Annotated in this window: 15 protein-coding genes; 5 read left to right on the plus strand and 10 right to left on the minus strand. The window is 65.7% G+C overall.

Translation table 11 applies throughout. The annotated features are described in order from the left end of the window. Positions 1–7 precede the first annotated feature (7 nt). Together AQY21_RS24770 and AQY21_RS24775 are read right to left on the minus strand one after the other, a co-directional pair. On the minus strand, positions 8–364 hold the full coding sequence (locus tag AQY21_RS24770; RefSeq protein WP_058100253.1) for a hypothetical protein: 357 nt from the start codon (positions 362–364) through the stop codon (positions 8–10). Between the two features lie 95 nt (positions 365–459). After that, the gene (locus AQY21_RS24775; RefSeq protein ID WP_238986897.1) at positions 460–927 is read right to left on the minus strand and encodes a hypothetical protein; all 468 of its coding nucleotides are present in this window, start codon (positions 925–927) and stop codon (positions 460–462) included. Positions 928–1,033: 106 nt separating this feature from the next. Here AQY21_RS24775 and rimO point away from each other — a divergent pair, with 106 nt between their 5' ends. The 4 genes from rimO to AQY21_RS24795 all read left to right on the plus strand — a co-directional run bounded on the left by rimO (position 1,034) and on the right by AQY21_RS24795 (position 6,465). Further along, complete coding sequence (gene rimO, locus AQY21_RS24780; RefSeq protein WP_058100375.1) at positions 1,034–2,401, plus strand: 30S ribosomal protein S12 methylthiotransferase RimO; 1,368 nt, start codon at positions 1,034–1,036, stop codon at positions 2,399–2,401. A gap of 78 nt (positions 2,402–2,479) precedes the next feature. After that, the gene (locus AQY21_RS24785) at positions 2,480–3,337 is read left to right on the plus strand and encodes a sulfotransferase (RefSeq protein WP_058100255.1); all 858 of its coding nucleotides are present in this window, start codon (positions 2,480–2,482) and stop codon (positions 3,335–3,337) included. Between the two features lie 72 nt (positions 3,338–3,409). After that, positions 3,410–5,065, plus strand: a complete 1,656-nt coding sequence (gene ettA, locus AQY21_RS24790) for an energy-dependent translational throttle protein EttA (protein ID WP_058100256.1) — start codon at positions 3,410–3,412, stop codon at positions 5,063–5,065. A gap of 53 nt (positions 5,066–5,118) precedes the next feature. After that, positions 5,119–6,465, plus strand: coding sequence for a glycosyltransferase 61 family protein (locus tag AQY21_RS24795; RefSeq protein WP_161906116.1), 1,347 nt, complete (start codon positions 5,119–5,121; stop codon positions 6,463–6,465). Positions 6,466–6,500: 35 nt separating this feature from the next. On the opposite strand, the gene AQY21_RS24800 is transcribed toward AQY21_RS24795, so the two are convergent. The 3 genes from AQY21_RS24800 to lysM all read right to left on the minus strand — a co-directional run bounded on the left by AQY21_RS24800 (position 6,501) and on the right by lysM (position 10,258). Further along, entirely contained in the window at positions 6,501–7,652 is a 1,152-nt protein-coding gene (locus tag AQY21_RS24800; RefSeq protein ID WP_058100258.1) for a glycosyltransferase 61 family protein, read from the minus strand. A 102-nt stretch (positions 7,653–7,754) separates the two neighbouring features. Next, on the minus strand, positions 7,755–9,641 hold the full coding sequence (locus AQY21_RS24805; RefSeq protein WP_058100259.1) for an acyl-CoA synthetase: 1,887 nt from the start codon (positions 9,639–9,641) through the stop codon (positions 7,755–7,757). A 128-nt stretch (positions 9,642–9,769) separates the two neighbouring features. Beyond that, positions 9,770–10,258 carry a peptidoglycan-binding protein LysM gene (gene lysM / locus AQY21_RS24810; protein WP_058100260.1) on the minus strand — a complete coding sequence of 163 codons (489 nt, stop codon included), beginning with the start codon at positions 10,256–10,258 and terminating at the stop codon, positions 9,770–9,772. A 305-nt stretch (positions 10,259–10,563) separates the two neighbouring features. Here lysM and AQY21_RS24815 point away from each other — a divergent pair, with 305 nt between their 5' ends. Beyond that, positions 10,564–10,932 carry a CAP domain-containing protein gene (locus AQY21_RS24815; RefSeq protein ID WP_238986898.1) on the plus strand — a complete coding sequence of 123 codons (369 nt, stop codon included), beginning with the start codon at positions 10,564–10,566 and terminating at the stop codon, positions 10,930–10,932. Positions 10,933–11,064: 132 nt separating this feature from the next. On the opposite strand, the gene AQY21_RS24820 is transcribed toward AQY21_RS24815, so the two are convergent. The 5 genes from AQY21_RS24820 to tsaD are packed head-to-tail and all read right to left on the minus strand — an operon-like array spanning position 11,065 to position 15,628. Then, positions 11,065–12,876: an ABC transporter transmembrane domain-containing protein gene (locus AQY21_RS24820; protein WP_058100261.1), complete on the minus strand. Its 1,812-nt coding sequence runs from the start codon at positions 12,874–12,876 to the stop codon at positions 11,065–11,067. 43 nt (positions 12,877–12,919) lie between these two features. Continuing rightward, positions 12,920–13,345, minus strand: coding sequence for an EVE domain-containing protein (locus tag AQY21_RS24825; protein ID WP_058100262.1), 426 nt, complete (start codon positions 13,343–13,345; stop codon positions 12,920–12,922). Beyond that, entirely contained in the window at positions 13,345–13,617 is a 273-nt protein-coding gene (locus AQY21_RS24830; protein ID WP_058100263.1) for a YciI family protein, read from the minus strand. The genes AQY21_RS24825 and AQY21_RS24830 overlap by 1 nt, the downstream gene beginning before the upstream one ends. Then, positions 13,617–14,561 carry an NAD(P)H-dependent glycerol-3-phosphate dehydrogenase gene (locus tag AQY21_RS24835; RefSeq protein WP_058100264.1) on the minus strand — a complete coding sequence of 315 codons (945 nt, stop codon included), beginning with the start codon at positions 14,559–14,561 and terminating at the stop codon, positions 13,617–13,619. The genes AQY21_RS24830 and AQY21_RS24835 overlap by 1 nt, the downstream gene beginning before the upstream one ends. Continuing rightward, the gene (tsaD, locus tag AQY21_RS24840; RefSeq protein ID WP_058100265.1) at positions 14,558–15,628 is read right to left on the minus strand and encodes a tRNA (adenosine(37)-N6)-threonylcarbamoyltransferase complex transferase subunit TsaD; all 1,071 of its coding nucleotides are present in this window, start codon (positions 15,626–15,628) and stop codon (positions 14,558–14,560) included. The genes AQY21_RS24835 and tsaD overlap by 4 nt, the downstream gene beginning before the upstream one ends. Between the last annotated feature and the right edge of the window lie 29 nt (positions 15,629–15,657).

A 15,657-nucleotide genomic window follows, 5' to 3' on the forward strand; every position in this document is an offset into this window, starting at 1 on the left:
CGCCCACTCACGGCCGGCACGGCGTCCCGGCCTTGGCCATCTGCGCCGCGTGCCGGCCAAGTGCCGCCGCCTGCTGCTGCAGCCAGGCATCCGCCGCCTTGCGCCCCTGCGCCTGCACCCGCCGGTGGTATTCCGGCCGCAGCCGCTCGCGGCTGGCCGAGATCGAGCAATCGGCCGTCCGCACCGGCTTCTTGCCGGCCTTGCCGGCGGAGGCGCCGCCGTTCGGCGCGGTCTGCTGCTCCAGCAGGTCGCCCTGATGCATGATCATCGCCTGATTGCCGGCGTCGAACCACGGCGTCTGTGCGCCGGCGGCGCTCGCCCAGATCATGGCCACGGCGGCTGCGGCCCATCGTTGTCCCGACATGGCTGTCCTCCTTTGCGCCAAGCCTGCCATGAAACCGCGTCCCGGTCATCCCGTGGGTGCGCTTTGGCGCACCCCGCCGGCGCAACCGCGCCGCCTCAGCCCCGGCACAGCCGGGTCTGCGGGTCCAGCCTGACATATTCCCGGGCCGAGATCTTGTGCATCTTCAGCGAATGCTTCCAGCGTGTGTTCCACATGCGCAGGATGCCGTTCCGGTAATATTGCGCCATCAGCTCGTCCACGATGGGCGGGATGAAGTTGGTACCCGGGATGCGCGGCGCGTGAAAGCCCACGGTCGCGTTCGGTCCCAGGCAGGCATTGGGCAGGGTGATGTAGATCGTGCAGGCCGAGCGGCAATAGCCCCTGACCTCGACCGGGCGGCCGCTGGCGGCCAGCTTGTTGCGATAGCGGATCGCCTCGACGACATTGCCGCCGCGATTGTGCATGATGACGATGGGCTTGCCGCGCGGCTGGGCCTCGGCCGTGGCGGGGATGGCGGCAATGCCGGCGGCCAGCCCCAGAGACAGGACCAGGGCCGAGGAAAGATGGGTCAGAATGGAACGCATGCTCATGTCCTTTGCTATGCCTCGCCGAACGCGCAAGGCCAAATGACGTTCCGGCGAGCCGCGCTTGCCGCTTAACAAGCGCCGCGCCCCGCATTATATGCCGCGCATGAGCCAGAACCCGCCCCTGTTGCGCCCCGATCTAGCCCCCGCGCCCCTCTTCGACACCAGCCGGAGAGAGGGCCAGCCCACCATCGGCATGGTCAGCCTCGGCTGTCCCAAGGCGCTGGTGGACAGCGAACGCATCCTGACGCGTCTGCGGGCCGAGGGCTATGCCATCAGCCCGGACTACAAGGGCGCCGGCGCGGTGATCGTGAACACCTGCGGTTTCCTGGACAGCGCCAAGGCGGAATCGCTGCAAGCCATCGGCGAGGCGCTGGCGGAAAACGGCAAGGTGATCGTGACCGGCTGCCTGGGGGCCGAGCCGGAATATATCACCGGCGCGCATCCGTCGGTGCTGGCCGTGACGGGGCCGCAGCAATACGAACAGGTGCTGGATGCGGTGCACCACGCGGTGCCGCCGTCGCCCGATCCGTTCATCGACCTGCTGCCCGCCTCGGGCGTCAGGCTGACGCCGCGCCATTACAGCTATCTGAAGATTTCCGAGGGCTGCAACCACGCCTGCAAGTTCTGCATCATCCCTGACATGCGCGGCAAGCTCGTCAGCCGCCCCGCCCATGCGGTGATCCGCGAGGCCGAGAAATTGGTCGAGGCCGGGGTGCGCGAACTGCTGGTGATCTCGCAGGATACCTCGGCCTACGGGCTCGACCGCAAGTTCGCGACCGAGCGCGGGCACCGGGCGCATATCACCGATCTGGCCCGCGACCTGGGCGGATTGGGTGCCTGGGTGCGGCTGCACTACGTCTATCCCTATCCGCATGTGCGCGACCTGATCCCCTTGATGGCCGAGGGACTGGTGCTGCCCTATCTGGACATTCCCTTCCAGCACGCCCATCCCGACACGCTGAAGCGCATGGCCCGGCCGGCAGCGGCAGCAAAGACCCTGGACGAGATCGCCGCTTGGCGCGCCGCCTGCCCCGAGATCACCCTGCGCTCGACCTTCATCGTCGGCTATCCGGGCGAGACCGAGGCCGAGTTCCAGACCCTGCTGGACTGGCTGGACGAGGCGCAACTGGATCGCGTCGGCTGCTTCCAATACGAAAACGTCAAGGGCGCACGGGCGAACGAGCTGCCCGACCACGTCCCGGACGAGGTCAAGCAGGACCGCTGGGATCGCTTCATGCAGAAGGCGCAGGCGATCTCCGAGGCGAAGCTGGCGGCCAAGGTCGGCAGCCGCATCGAGGTGATCGTGGATGCCGTGGACGGCGACGGCGCGACCTGCCGCACCAAGGCGGATGCGCCCGAAATCGACGGCAACCTGTTCATCGACGAGGGATTCGAGCACCTTGCGCCCGGCGACATCGTCACCGTCACCGTGGACGAGGCGGGCGAATACGATCTCTGGGGCCGGCTCTAGGCGGCGACAATCGCGCCGGTTGTAGCGCCCGGGCCGCTGGCTTAAGCAGGGCGGCAGCCAGGCAACAAGGCGGCATGGATGAACTGGGATCCCGAAGGCAAGCCCCGCAAACCCGATTTCCTGGGCATCGGCGCGCAGAAGGCCGGCACCACATGGCTGTCGCAGATGCTCGGCCAGCACCCGGACGTCTGGACGCCGCCGTTCAAGGAGGTGCAGTTCTTCAACCACCGATTCATCGAGGAACATCGCAAATGGCTGCCCTGGCATTACCGCCGCGGCCGCCAGAACATCGAGAAACGCTGGGCCGCCCGCGGCGAGGAGGTGCCGTGCGAGATGGTGCGCTATCTCGACCGCGTCACCCGCGAGCCGATGTTCACCAACCATTGGTACAAGCTGGTCTTCGCCCCGGCGCCCGAGGGAGCCAAGGCCATCGACGTGACCCCGGAATATTCGACCCTGCCGCCGGAAGGCGTCGATTTCGTGGCGAAATTCCTGCCGCAAGCGAAGTTCGTCTACATCATTCGCCACCCGGTCGATCGCGCCATCTCGCAGCTCAAGATGAACCTGACCCGCGCGCGCCGCAAACCGAAGACCGTCGAGGACTGGCTGGTCGAGGTCGAGGATCCCGTGCTGTTGGATCGCGGCGATTACATGACCTATGTGCCGCGCTGGAGCGCGCATTTCGGCCCCGACCGGCTGCTTTACCTGCCCTTCGGCATGATCGCCCGCGATCCCCTGGGCTTCCTGCGCCGGGTCGAGGATTTCCTGGGCCTGAAACCCCATGACTACCGTGACCCGGGCAAGAAGGTCTTCGCCTCCGACAATAGGCTGGTGGTGCCGGACAAGGCCCGCGCCCGGCTGCGCGAGAAGCTGGAGCCGCAATTCGGCTTTCTCGACCGGACCTTTGGCCCCGAATTCACCAAGGCTTTCCGCTGAGCCTTCCCCTTTCGCCCCTGCTCGACTACATAGCGGCCAAGTTCACACGGATTTCAGAGACGGGGAAAGATCATGGCCTCCTACCAGTTCGTTTACCACATGGACGGGGTGTCCAAGACCTATCCGGGCGGCAAGAAGACCTTCGAGAACATCCGCCTGAACTTCCTGCCCGGCGTCAAGATCGGCGTCGTCGGTGTCAACGGTGCCGGCAAATCGACGCTGCTGCGTATCATGGCCGGCATCGACAAGGATTTCACCGGTGAGGCCTGGGCGGCCAAGGGCGCAACCGTCGGCTACCTGCCGCAGGAGCCGCAGCTCGACCCGGCGCTAAACGTGCGCGGCAACGTCATGGAGGGCGTCAAGGCCAAGCAGGCCAAGCTGGACCGCTATAACGAGCTTGCCATGAACTATTCGGACGAGACCGCCGAGGAGATGGCGAAGCTTCAGGACGAGATCGACGCCGAGAATCTCTGGGATCTCGACAGCCAGATCGACGTGGCCATGGAGGCGCTGCGCTGCCCGCCGGACGATGCCGATGTCGAAAGCCTCTCGGGCGGCGAACGCCGCCGGGTGGCGCTGTGCAAGCTGTTGCTGGAACAGCCCGACATGCTGCTTCTGGACGAACCGACCAACCACCTGGACGCCGAGACCATTGCCTGGCTGCAAAAGCACCTGATCGAATATCCCGGCACCATCCTGATCGTCACCCACGACCGCTATTTCCTCGATGACATCACCGGCTGGATTCTCGAGTTGGATCGCGGCCGCGGCATCCCCTACGAAGGCAATTACTCGGCCTGGCTGGAGCAGAAGGCCAAGCGGCTGGAGCAGGAAGCCCGCGAGGACAAGGCCAAGCAGAAGACGCTGGAGCGGGAACTGGAATGGATCCGCGCCGGTGCCAAGGCGCGGCAGGCCAAGCAGAAGGCCCGGATCAACGCCTATAACGAACTGGCCAGCCAATCGGAGCGTGAAAAGCTGACCCGCGCCCAGATCATCATCCCGAACGGCGAGCGGCTGGGCAGCAAGGTGATCGAGGTCGACGGGCTGAAAAAGGCCATGGGCGACAAGCTGCTGATCGAGGACCTGTCCTTCAGCCTGCCGCCGGGCGGCATCGTCGGCGTGATCGGCCCCAACGGCGCCGGCAAATCGACGCTGTTCAAGATGCTGACCGGGCAGGAGCAGCCCGATGCCGGCGAGATCACCTATGGCGATACGGTGAAACTGTCCTATGTCGACCAGTCGCGCGATGCGCTGGACCCGAACAAGACCGTCTGGGAGGAGATCTCGGGCGGTGCTGAGCAGATCGAGCTGGGCGATGCCACCATGAACAGCCGCGCCTATTGCTCGGCCTTCAACTTCAAGGGCGGCGATCAGCAGAAGAAGGTCGGGCTGCTCTCGGGCGGCGAGCGCAACCGCGTGCATATGGCCAAGCTGCTGAAATCCGGCGGCAACGTGCTGCTGCTCGACGAGCCGACCAACGACCTCGACGTGGAAACCTTGCAGGCGCTGGAGGCCGCGCTGGAAGATTTCGCCGGCTGCGCGGTCATCATCTCGCACGACCGTTTCTTCCTCGACCGGCTCTGCACGCATATCCTTGCCTTCGAGGGCGATGCGCATGTGGAATGGTTCGAAGGCAACTTCGAGGATTACGAGGCCGACAAGATCCGCCGCCTCGGCCCCGATTCGGTCGAGCCGAAACGGGTGAAATACAAGAAATTCACGCGCTAGGGGTTTTCCTTATCGGCATCGAAACCAGAAGGCCGGCAGAGCTAATGGGTATCATGCAAGAGACGGATCAATCGGCTGGGCCTTGGACAAGGCCCGCCGATGAATATTTCTTTATCGTCGGGCGTGACCAAGGTTTGTGGTTTTCCGAGCCGCCCGAATGGTTCGTCCGTCGCGTTCCCGGTGCGCGCGTGCGGCAATATGCATGCAGCGACTACGCGAATGTCCAGGAGGTCATCGAAAAGAATCTCGAATCCCGCTGGCGCGAGCACGCGCCGATCGTGCTGGAAACGAATACCGTGCCGGTGATCGCCCAGGACGTCGCGTTCCGCGGCGGAACGGCGCAGGTGCAAGGAAAATTCCTGCCCAACGGCGCCTCGGGCGACCGCAGCTTCTCTCGCTACCTGAAGCAGAATCCCGGTGTGCGGCGGTTTCGCCAGGCAAATCGCTTTTTTGCCGCGGCGAAGCAGGAAACGGACATGAATCTGCCGGTCTGGCCATTCGAAGCACGGCGTATTCCGGTTGGCATCGAATGCCGGAACCGGACGAATTTTTATCACTTCATGACCGAAACCCTGCCGCTTCTGGTTCACCATGTGAATACGGAGGCCGAGCGGATCACCTTTCACTGCCGCAATGACGATCCATCGGGTTTTTCGGATCGTTTCATCCGCGCGATTTTTCCGGAGATTTGCGACAGGGTGTCGTTTACCGCGCGGGCGGCCAGCTATGAGCGTGTCAGCATCCCGCTCAATTTCCGGCACATGATCTATGCCAACGGCGATATGCGAATTCAGCAGCATATCGAGAATGCGGATCCCGAATGGCAGAGGATTTCGGCGCATGTGCAGCGCCGCAAATTCATCCTGAAGAATACCTATGACGTATCGCTGCGCCTGCTGCGCGAGCGGGCCTTGTCCATGATCAGCAAGGCTGACCTGGACAAGATGCCCAAGCGCATCTGGATCAGCCGGAACAATCACAATGCCAATGTGAACCAGCGCCCGCTTGTCGGAGAGGAAAGGCTGGTGGCCCGGCTGCGCGAGCTTGGTTTTGAGCAGATGTTTTTTGAGAACATGGAGCCGCTTGAACAGATTGCAGCGGTTCATGCAGCCGAGGTCGTGGGTGCGGCACATGGGGCATTTTTTGGCAACATGATATTCGCCAATCCGAATGCGCATTTCATCGAGGTCGGATCGGTGCAAACCCAGTTTCACCGTTGGGGCGATTTCCTCGGCAATGCTCATGCCTCCGGATGCCGCTATTCGGTCGTGTTCGCGGATACGGCGCAGGACGATCCTTCGGAAATCTGCTCGATCAAGCAGGGGCTTATCGGTGTGCGCATCGGCGACAGGGCGATCGACCTGATTTGCCGCCTGGCGGAAGCAGGGCAGTTCGACTAGCGCAGCCGGACAAGTCCGGCCGCGCCGTTTCGCAATCAGGATTGTCCGTTTCCGGCATCCATGGCGAAGCTGGTTTCGAAGCTGTCGTCGGGCCGGAACGGCTTGAATCGCAATTCGTGCGATTTTTCAAGCCGGTGCAGATCCTCGTTCCGCTCAGCCAAGGTCAGATCTTCCCAAGGCGTTTCGGATTCGATCATGCCGGCGTCCTTGAGCATCCGATAGATCTGGCTCAGCCGGACCTCGCCGAACGAGCTTCTGCTCGGCCGATTGGTGTTTTCCGGCAGCCAGTCATTCACCAGCGCATCGACCTGATGGCAGGTAATGCCCTTGAATTCGCCAAGCTGGCGCGAGAACAGTTCCCCGAAGGCCATGCTGCGCCGCCGCAGGATGGCGACATGCTGGCGGGCATTCCCGACATAGCCGACAAGGTGCAAGGGCGAGCAATCGACCGAGATGATCTTTTCGGCCGCCTTGTATTGCGCAAGCTGGTCCAGCTTCGATTCCCTTTGCGGGTGGAAGATCGCATAGCCTTCCTCGATCAGGTATTGCTCCAGCTTCTTCTCGCCCAGGATGCCGCCGCGCTCGGGCGGCAATAGCGAGCGCGAGATATAGATCTTGCTGGCCCCTGCCGGTTCGACATTCACACCCGCATGGCGGCTGATATAGTCCCTGAACTTGCGGCTGCCGCCGGTCAGATCGCCCAGCCCGAAACCCTGTTTCGGCACATAGAGCTGTTCGACCCTGATCGGCCCGGCCGGGCAGATGATCGGAACCTCGGCAAGCCCCAGGTTGTTGATCAGATCGGCATAGACCTCGAACGGGCGAAGGTTGTCCTTCATCTGGTTCTTCGGCGTAAAGACGACGCCGTCGATCTTGTCGCGCAGCTCGTCCAGCGCCCAGATCCGGGTCATGCTTTCGGTGATGAAATGCCCGAAATGGCCATAGCTGATCCCGGCGAACATATGCGTGCCGGGCAGGTCGGTGATATCCCTGGCATCGGGGATTGCGGGCTCGGAGTTGATGCGGTCATCCGTCGCCGACCAACTGATCGAGTTCGCGACGAACCTGCCGTCGCTGTCCAGAACGCCCGAAGGCTGCCATTTTCCCTGACCTTTGGGTCCGGGCGGCACGACAATCGCGTTTTCGACAAGAACCAGATCGTCGCTTTCGTCATCCAAATTCAACATGATCAGCCTTTCACGGGATACCGCCTTCTGCTGTAGCGGGCGGGTGGCCGCTGTCAACTGCAACCCGCCAAGGCCATTCTCCGGGCGCGTGGGATCAGGGGCTTACGCCCATTCCCAAGGCAAGGCGTATTGGCCCAGAAGCTGTTCGACGGCATTCCTGTCGGCTTCGCCCTTGGGCCGGATCCGCGCGACCAGCCCGCGCTTTCTGTCGTCGATCACCTCGCCGACCTCGGCCGCCAGGCCGGCTTCGGCCAATGCCCCGTCATAGACGCGCTTGATCGCCAGCTTGCGCAAATCGGGCTTGAAGATCTTGCCGACCGCGGTCTTGGGCAGTTCGGGCAGGATCTCGACATGTTTCGGAACGGCGGCGCGTTCGTGGATATGGGTCCGGGCATGGTCCATCAGCGCGTCCAGCCCGACCTCGGCCCCCGCGACCAGTTCGACATAGGCGCAGGGCAGCTCGCCGGCAAAGGCGTCGGGCTGGCCGATGGCGGCCACCGCGGCGACCTTGGGATGCGACAGCAGCGCATCCTCGATCTCGGCGGGGTCGATGTTGTGGCCGCCGCGGATGATGAGGTCCTTGGCACGCCCGGTGATCCACAGATAGCCGTCGCCGTCCATCCGGCCCAGGTCGCCGGTGCGCAGGAAGCGGCTTTCGGCGAAAAGATCGTGGTTCTTGTCGGCCTCGGTATAGGTCGAGCCCTCGAAGACCCCCGGATTGGCCACGCAGATCTCGCCGATCTCGTCGGTGGCGCATTCGCGGAAGCCGCCGTTCCGGCGTTGCAGGATGCGGACATGGGTATAGGGCAGGGGGATGCCGACCGAACCGACCTTCTTCAGCCCGTCGATCGGGTTGCAGGACACCAGGCAGGTCGCCTCGGTCAGCCCATAGCCCTCGGCGATCTCGACCCCGGTCGCCGCCTTGAAGCGGTTGTAAAGCTCGATCGGCAAGGGTGCCGAGCCCGAGATCGCGGTCTTGAGCGAGGAGACATCGGCATTCACCGGGCGCTGCATCAGCGCGGCGATGGCGGTGGGCACGGTGATGAGGAAGGTGGCCTGCCAGCGTTCGATCAGCTTCCAGAAATTGTCGAATACCCCTTCGCCGCGATAGCCGGCAGGTGTCGGCATGACCAGTTGTGCCCCCGACATCAGGCAGGACATCAGCACCGGATAGGCGGCGAAGACGTGGAACATCGGCAAGGGGCACATCAGCACGTCGGTCTCGGTGAACAGCAGTGTGCCGCCCAGCCAGCCGTTGTAGATCATGCCCGATTGCTTGTGCTGGGCCACCTTGGGCATGCCGGTGGTGCCGCCGGTATGGAAGAAGGCGGCAACGCGGTCCTCCCCCGGCTCGTCGAAGGTCAGGCGGTTGTGCTTCTGGGCGCTGGCGGCGGCCTCGAAATCCATCACCTTCGCATGGTGCCGGGTGGGAACCTTGGGCCGCATCAGCGGCACCAGCAGGCGCTTGAGCCCGGTCAGGTAGCCGCGCAGATCGACCTCCAGCACGGTCTGCACGTTCGGAGCCTGCGCCACCGCCTCGGCGGCTTTCTGGGCGACCTCGGATTTGGGAAAGCTTTTCAGCGTCACCAGCACCTTGGCGTTGGTCTCGCGCAGGATGGCGGCGATGTGGTCGGGTTCGAGCAGCGGGTTGATCGGGTTCACGACTCCCGCCGTCGCGCCGGCCAGCAGCACGATCGGGGCCTCGAGGCAGTTGGGCAGCAGATAGGCCACCACGTCCTGCGGCCCGACGCCCAGGCTGCGGAACAGATTGGCCGTCTCGGTCACCCGCTCGTGCAGCTCGGTCCAGGTCAGGCTGCGGGCCGGCGCCTTGGGGTCCGAGAACAGCTGGAAGCTGATCGCCGGGCGCTGCGGATGGCGGTCGCGGGTCTCGGTCAGGGCTTGATAGACCGTGCGCGGCATCTGACGCTGCGCATAGGGTATTTCCGCCTCGACGGCATCGCGATCTGCGACGCTTGCGAACCTGGCCATTCCTTTACCTCCCGTTCTCCCTTTCGGGGCTCATGCCCCTTTGACGGGCAGAATGGTCCAACAATCAGCATGCTGGCAAGCATTCCGCGACGCCACGCCGGCGGCAAAACGCAGCGTCGCGTCGCGGTTCACTCCTGGGGAATGCGCAGGGTCTGGCCGGGATAGATCTTGTCGGGGTGGCTGAGCATGGGTTTGTTGGCCTCGAAGATCTCGGGATAGCGGCCGGCCTTGCCCAGGTATTTCTGCGCGATGGCCGAAAGTGTCTCGCCCTTCTGCACGGTATGGAACAGGGGCTGCGCCGCAGAGGGAGCAGGGGCTTCGGTGCCGGCGCCCTCGGCCAGTTCGACATGGGCGATGCCCTGGATGTTGCCGACCGCCAGGATCAGCTTTTCCAGGGTCTCCTGGTCGCGCGCCTTGCCCGAGATCACCACGGTGTCGCCGCGCAGGGTCAGGTGCACGTCCTTGCCGGTCAGGCCGAGGGCGGACAGCTCGGCCTTGAGCGCGGCCACCTTGCGGTCGGTATCGCTTTGCGGGGTTTGGGCCGGCGCTTCCTGCGCCTGGGCCTCGGATCCGAAAAGCGATTTGCCGGCGTCCTTCACGAAATCCCAGATAGCCATGACCTCTCCTTTCAGGCTGCGTCTCGGGCGGCAACGTTTCGCCGAAACGGCGGTTCCAGACAAATTTCAGCAATCCAGGGTTGAGAAGCGGGGGCCCGGCCCCTAATTTCTGCCGGGGCTATAGGATGACAAAGTTGAGCAAATATTACAAATCACTGGTTTTGGGGGCTTTTCTTGGGTTCCTGGCGGCGCCCGCCCTTGCCGATGAGGGCGCGCGAATCTCGACGAAATCGGTTTCGGGGAATGCGGTTCGGTCGGGAACCGTCACCTGCTACCAGACATCGATGCGTGAAAATGAGGCAGCGGTGCGTGCCACCAATGCCACGCGCCAGGCGCGCGGTCTGTCGCCGCTGAAGCCGAATCCGGACCTTGCCGCGGCGGCGGCGCGCCATGCCTGCGACATGGCCAAGCGCGGGGTGATGTCGCATAACGGCAGCAAGAGCAAGGGGCCGATGCAGCGGCTGAAGAAGGAAGGCTACAGGCCCAGCATCGCGGCCGAGAACATCGCCGCCGGCCCCTGGGGGCAGGATCGCGTGCTGGTGGAATGGGCGCGCTCCAGCGGCCATCTGGCCAATATCCTGATCCCGCAGGTCCGGCATTATGGCATCGGCAAGGCCGTGGGGGCGGATGGCAAGACCGTCTATTGGGCGGCGGTCTATAGCGCGCCGCGCTAAGCGCGCCACATTTCGGCCAGCACGGCCCGAGCGGCGCATTTGGCTGGAACCCCGGCAACCATGCGGCCTTGCGCGGCCTGTCCCTGAACCGCCCGTTGCGGCCGGGTCAACACAGTCGGGCCGCCGCTGCCGTCAGGCGATGCGTTCCGCCGCCTCCACGGCTTCCGCCGCGCCTTCGGTGAATTGCAGCCGTGCCAGCCGGGCGTAGAGCCCGCCCTGCGCCACCAGTTCCTCGTGCCGCCCCTGGGCCACCACGCGGCCATGGTCAAAGACCACGATCCGGTCGGCCTTTTTCACCGTGGCCAGGCGATGCGCGATGATGATCGTGGTGCGAGTCCGGGCCAGTTCGTCCACGGCATGCTGTACCAGCCGTTCGGATTCCGCATCCAGCGCCGAAGTCGCCTCGTCCAGCAGCAGGATCGGCGCATCGCGCAGGATGGCGCGGGCGATGGCGATGCGCTGCTTCTGCCCGCCCGACAGCATGACGCCGCGCTCGCCGACATAGCTGTCATAGCCTTCGGGCAGCAGGCGCAGGAATTCGTCGGCATGGGCGGCGCGGGCGGCCGCCTCGACCTCGGCATCCGAGGCGTCAGGACGGCCGAAACGGATGTTCTCGCGCGCCGTGGCGGCAAAGATCACCGGGTCCTGGGGCACCAGCGCGATGGCCTGGCGGAAATCGGCCCGCGCCATGTCGCGCAGATCGATGCCGTCGATGCGCACCGTGCCGGAATCGGGATCCCAGAACCGCAACAGCAGCTGGATCACCGTGGTCTTGCCCGCGCCCGAAGGCCCGACCAGGGCCACCGTCTCGCCCGGACGGATATCCAGCGTGACCCCTTCCAGCGCCGAACGGTCGGGGCGCGAGGGATAATGGAAGGTCACGTCGTCAAGCCGGATCGCGCCCTGGACCGGGCGGGGCAAGGACCTGGGCTGGGCCGGATCGGTCAGCAGGTCCTGCGCCGTCAGCAGCTCGGTCAGCCGCTCGGTCGCCCCGGCCGCGCGCTGCAACTCGCCCCAGATCTCGGACAGCGCGCCCACGGCGCCGGCGACCAGCACCGCATAGATGACGAACTGAACCAGTTCGCCCACGGTCATCATCTCCAGCCGCACGTCGCGGGCCCCGACCCAGAGCACGCCCAGCACGCCCGAGAAGATCAGGAAGATGACGATCACCGTCATCACCGTCCGCGTCCTGACCCGGCTCAGCGCCGAATCGAAGGACCGCTCGGTCACGTCGTCGAAGCGCGCGCGCGTCGGCCCCTCTTGTGTGAAGGCCTGCACGGTCTGTGCCGAAAGCAGGCTTTCCGAGGCCGCGCCCGAGGACAGCGCGATCCAGTCCTGGTTCTCGCGCGACAGTTTCCGCAGCCGCCGGCCCAGCACCACGATGGGCACCACGATCAGCGGCACCAGCAGCAGCACGAGGCCGGACAGCTTGGCCGAGGTCCAGACCAGCATCACCATGCCGCCGGCCAGGATCAGGAAGTTGCGCAGCGCGATCGAGACCGACGAGCCGATCACCGACTGGATCAGCGTGGTGTCGGTGGTGATGCGGCTGATGATCTCGCCGGTCAGCACCCGCTCGTAGAAGGCCGGGCTCATGGCGATGACGCGCTCGAACACGGCCTTGCGGATATCGGCGACCACCCGCTCGCCCAGCCGGGTGACGAGGTAGTAGCGCATCCCCGTCCCCAGCGCGAGCAGCGCCACGATGGCCAGCGCCGCGCCGAAATACTGGTCGAGCAGATGCGCGCCGGCATCGAACCCGTCCACCACCCGGCGCACCGCCAGCGGCAGGACCAGACTGATCCCCGCCGTCACTGTCAGCGCCAGCAGCGCCGCCCCCAGCAGCCCGCGATAGGGGCGGATGAAGGGCCAGAGCGCCCCGAGCGCGCCGATGCGTTTCGTCGTCGGACGGTCCACGATGGGTTTGGGTCCGCGTGCCATATATCCCTCTCTGGGTCGCCCGGATGGGCGCCTGGTGGTGCGTTCAGAGCGTCTCGGTGCCGCCGGCTAGTTCCAGAATGATCTCCCATTCCGCATCCGAGACCGGCTGCACCGACAGGCGCGAATTGTTGACCAGCACCATGTCCTTGAGCCGCGGCTCGGCCTTGGCCTCGTCCAGCGAGACAGGGCGCCGGATACGGGCGACGGCGCGGAGATCGACGCATTCCCATTTCGGGTCGGCGGCGGTCGAGTCGGGATGCGCCTCGGCCACCACCTCGCAGATGCCGACGATCTCCTTGCCGATGTTCGAGTGATAAAAGAAGCCGCGCTCGCCCTTTTTCATGGCGCGCATGTTGTTGCGGGCCTGATAGTTGCGCACGCCGTCCCATTGCTCGCCCGTCTCGCCCTTGGCGATCAGGTCGTCGAAGCTGAAGACGTCCGGCTCGGATTTGAACAGCCAATACGCCATCAGCCGATTACCTTTTTCCATTCGATCACCTCGACCGAGGCGAACAGGTCCGCTGCCTTGTATGGGTCCTGCGCCGCCCATTCCTTGACCTGGGTCAACCCATCGGCCTCGACCACCAGCAGTGAGCCGCGCATCTCGCCGTCCTCGATCAGCGGGCCGGCCATCTTCAGGCCGGGCTGGTCCTTCAGGAAGGCCAGATGCTTTTCGCGGGTGTCGAGACGGGTTTGCAGCTTGCCGGGATGGTCGCGGCAGATCACGGCGAAAAGGGGCATCATTCCTCCTTGAGCGGGCGGTTCAGCAAAAAATCCAGCGCATGTTCCATGGCGATGCTGCCTTGGGCAAGGCCCGCCACCAGATTCGAGATCGGCATCTCGATCCCCAGCCTTTCGGCCAGCTGGGTGACGGCGCGGGCGGTGGCGGCGCCCTCGACCGTGGTGCCGGCGGCAAAGGGGCGGCGCGATCCCAGCGCCAGGCCATAGCGGAAATTGCGCGACTGCTCCGAGGTGCAGGTCAGCACCAGATCGCCAAGGCCTGACAGGCCGGGCAAGGTCTCGGGCCGGGCGCCGAGCGCGGTGGCCAGCCGCAGCATCTCGGCAAAGCCGCGGGTGACGATGCTGGCCCGCGCGCTGTCGCCATAGCCCGCGCCGATGGCGGCCCCGGCGGCGATGGCGATGATGTTCTTCAGAGCCCCGCCCAGCTCCGCTCCGGTTACGTCGGTGGTGCGGTAAAGCCGCAGCGTGGCCGTCGAAAGCTGGCGTTGCAGTGACTCGGCCACGCCGGCATCGGCGCAGGCCAGTGTCAGCGCCGTGGGCAGGCCGCGGGCGATGTCGGCGGCAAAGCTGGGCCCGGTCAGCACCGCCACGTTGGCCTGTGGGCAGGCGGTGGCGATCAGCGCCGAGGGACCGGTCAGCGTGGCCAGGTCGATGCCCTTGGCGCAACTGACCAGATTGCGGTGGTCGAAGCGTGCGCCGTGCTCGGTGAGGAAGCCGCCCAGCACCTGCGCGGGCAGCGCCAGCAGCACGGTTTCGGCCGTGACCTCGTCCAGCCGGTCGGTGACACGCAGCGCCGGCGGCAGCGTCACGCCGGGCAGGCGCGGGTTTTCCCGCGTCTCGGCCCAGCCGGTGTCGCGGCCCCAGAGCGTCACCGGCCCCTTGCCTGCCAGCGAAACCGCCAGCGCCGTGCCGAAGGCGCCCGCGCCGATGATCGCCACGCTCATGCCTTTGCCCCCCGCTTGCCGGCGCCCAGCATCGGCGCGGCCTTTTGGTCCAGCGGCCAGCGCGGGCGCGCGGCCAGATCCATGCCGTCGCGCCGGCCGGCTTGGTAAGCCTCGATCCCGGCCCAGGCGATCATCGCGGCATTGTCGGTGCAAAGCCGAAGCGGCGGGGCGAGGAAGGACGTGCCCGCCTCGGCCGCGACCGCCTGCAAGGCCGCGCGCAGCGTTTGATTGGCCGCAACGCCGCCGGCCACGGCCAGGACCGGGGCGGGGGCCAGCGCCAGGGCGCGGCGGGTCTTTTCGGCCAGCACCTCGGCCACGGCCGCCTGGAAGCCGGCGCATAGATCGGCGCGGTCCTGTTCGTGCAGCCCGCCCTGTTCCGCCACCAGCTCGTCGCGCTGGCGCAGCACGGCGGTCTTGAGCCCGGAAAAGCTGAGGTCGCAGCCCGGCCGGTCCAGCAGCGGCCGGGGCAGGGCGAAGCGGCGCGCATCGCCTGCCCGTGCCGCCGCCTCGACCGGGGGACCGCCCGGTTGCGGCAGGCCCAGCAGCTTCGCCACCTTGTCGAAGGCCTCGCCCGGCGCATCGTCGATGGTGCCGCCGAGCCGGGTGAAGTCCTCGGGGCCGTCCACGCGCAGGAACTGGCAATGCCCGCCCGAGACCAGCAGCATCAGATAGGGATAGGGAATGCCGTCGGTCAGGCGCGGCGTCAGCGCATGGCCAGCCAAATGGTTGACGCCGACCAGCGGCAGCCCGCTGCCCGCCGCCAGCCCCTTGGCCAGCATGACCCCCGACAGCACGCCGCCGATCAGGCCCGGCCCGGCGGTGACGGCGATCCCGTCCAGCTCCGACAGCCGCAGCCCGGCCTGGGCCAGCGCCTCCTCGACACACAGGTCCAGCTTCTCGGCATGGGCGCGGGCGGCGATCTCGGGCACGACGCCGCCGAAATCGGCATGCAGCGCCGCCTGCCCCGCCACCACCGAGGCGAGGATGCTGCGGTCGTCGCGCACCACGGCTGCCGCAGTATCGTCGCAGCTGCTTTCGATGCCCAGAAAGGTCAGTCCCATGCTCATCCTTGTTCCCGCGCCGCCAACGGCCTAGG

Origin of the sequence: Paracoccus sp. MKU1, assembly GCF_001447385.1 — a bacterium.
GTDB lineage: Bacteria > Pseudomonadota > Alphaproteobacteria > Rhodobacterales > Rhodobacteraceae > Paracoccus.

Coding starts and splice junctions, on each gene's coding strand:
- AQY21_RS24835 (WP_058100264.1), bottom strand. CDS start 14,561: ATGAGCGTGGCGATCATCGGCGCGGGCGCCTTCGGCACGGCGCTGGCG.
- AQY21_RS24830 (WP_058100263.1), bottom strand. CDS start 13,617: ATGCCCCTTTTCGCCGTGATCTGCCGCGACCATCCCGGCAAGCTGCAA.
- AQY21_RS24825 (WP_058100262.1), bottom strand. CDS start 13,345: ATGGCGTATTGGCTGTTCAAATCCGAGCCGGACGTCTTCAGCTTCGAC.
- AQY21_RS24795 (WP_161906116.1), top strand. CDS start 5,119: ATGCAAGAGACGGATCAATCGGCTGGGCCTTGGACAAGGCCCGCCGAT.
- lysM (WP_058100260.1), bottom strand. CDS start 10,258: ATGGCTATCTGGGATTTCGTGAAGGACGCCGGCAAATCGCTTTTCGGA.
- tsaD (WP_058100265.1), bottom strand. CDS start 15,628: ATGAGCATGGGACTGACCTTTCTGGGCATCGAAAGCAGCTGCGACGAT.
- ettA (WP_058100256.1), top strand. CDS start 3,410: ATGGCCTCCTACCAGTTCGTTTACCACATGGACGGGGTGTCCAAGACC.
- AQY21_RS24805 (WP_058100259.1), bottom strand. CDS start 9,641: ATGGCCAGGTTCGCAAGCGTCGCAGATCGCGATGCCGTCGAGGCGGAA.
- AQY21_RS24785 (WP_058100255.1), top strand. CDS start 2,480: ATGAACTGGGATCCCGAAGGCAAGCCCCGCAAACCCGATTTCCTGGGC.
- AQY21_RS24770 (WP_058100253.1), bottom strand. CDS start 364: ATGTCGGGACAACGATGGGCCGCAGCCGCCGTGGCCATGATCTGGGCG.
- rimO (WP_058100375.1), top strand. CDS start 1,034: ATGAGCCAGAACCCGCCCCTGTTGCGCCCCGATCTAGCCCCCGCGCCC.
- AQY21_RS24820 (WP_058100261.1), bottom strand. CDS start 12,876: ATGGCACGCGGACCCAAACCCATCGTGGACCGTCCGACGACGAAACGC.
- AQY21_RS24800 (WP_058100258.1), bottom strand. CDS start 7,652: ATGTTGAATTTGGATGACGAAAGCGACGATCTGGTTCTTGTCGAAAAC.
- AQY21_RS24775 (WP_238986897.1), bottom strand. CDS start 927: ATGCGTTCCATTCTGACCCATCTTTCCTCGGCCCTGGTCCTGTCTCTG.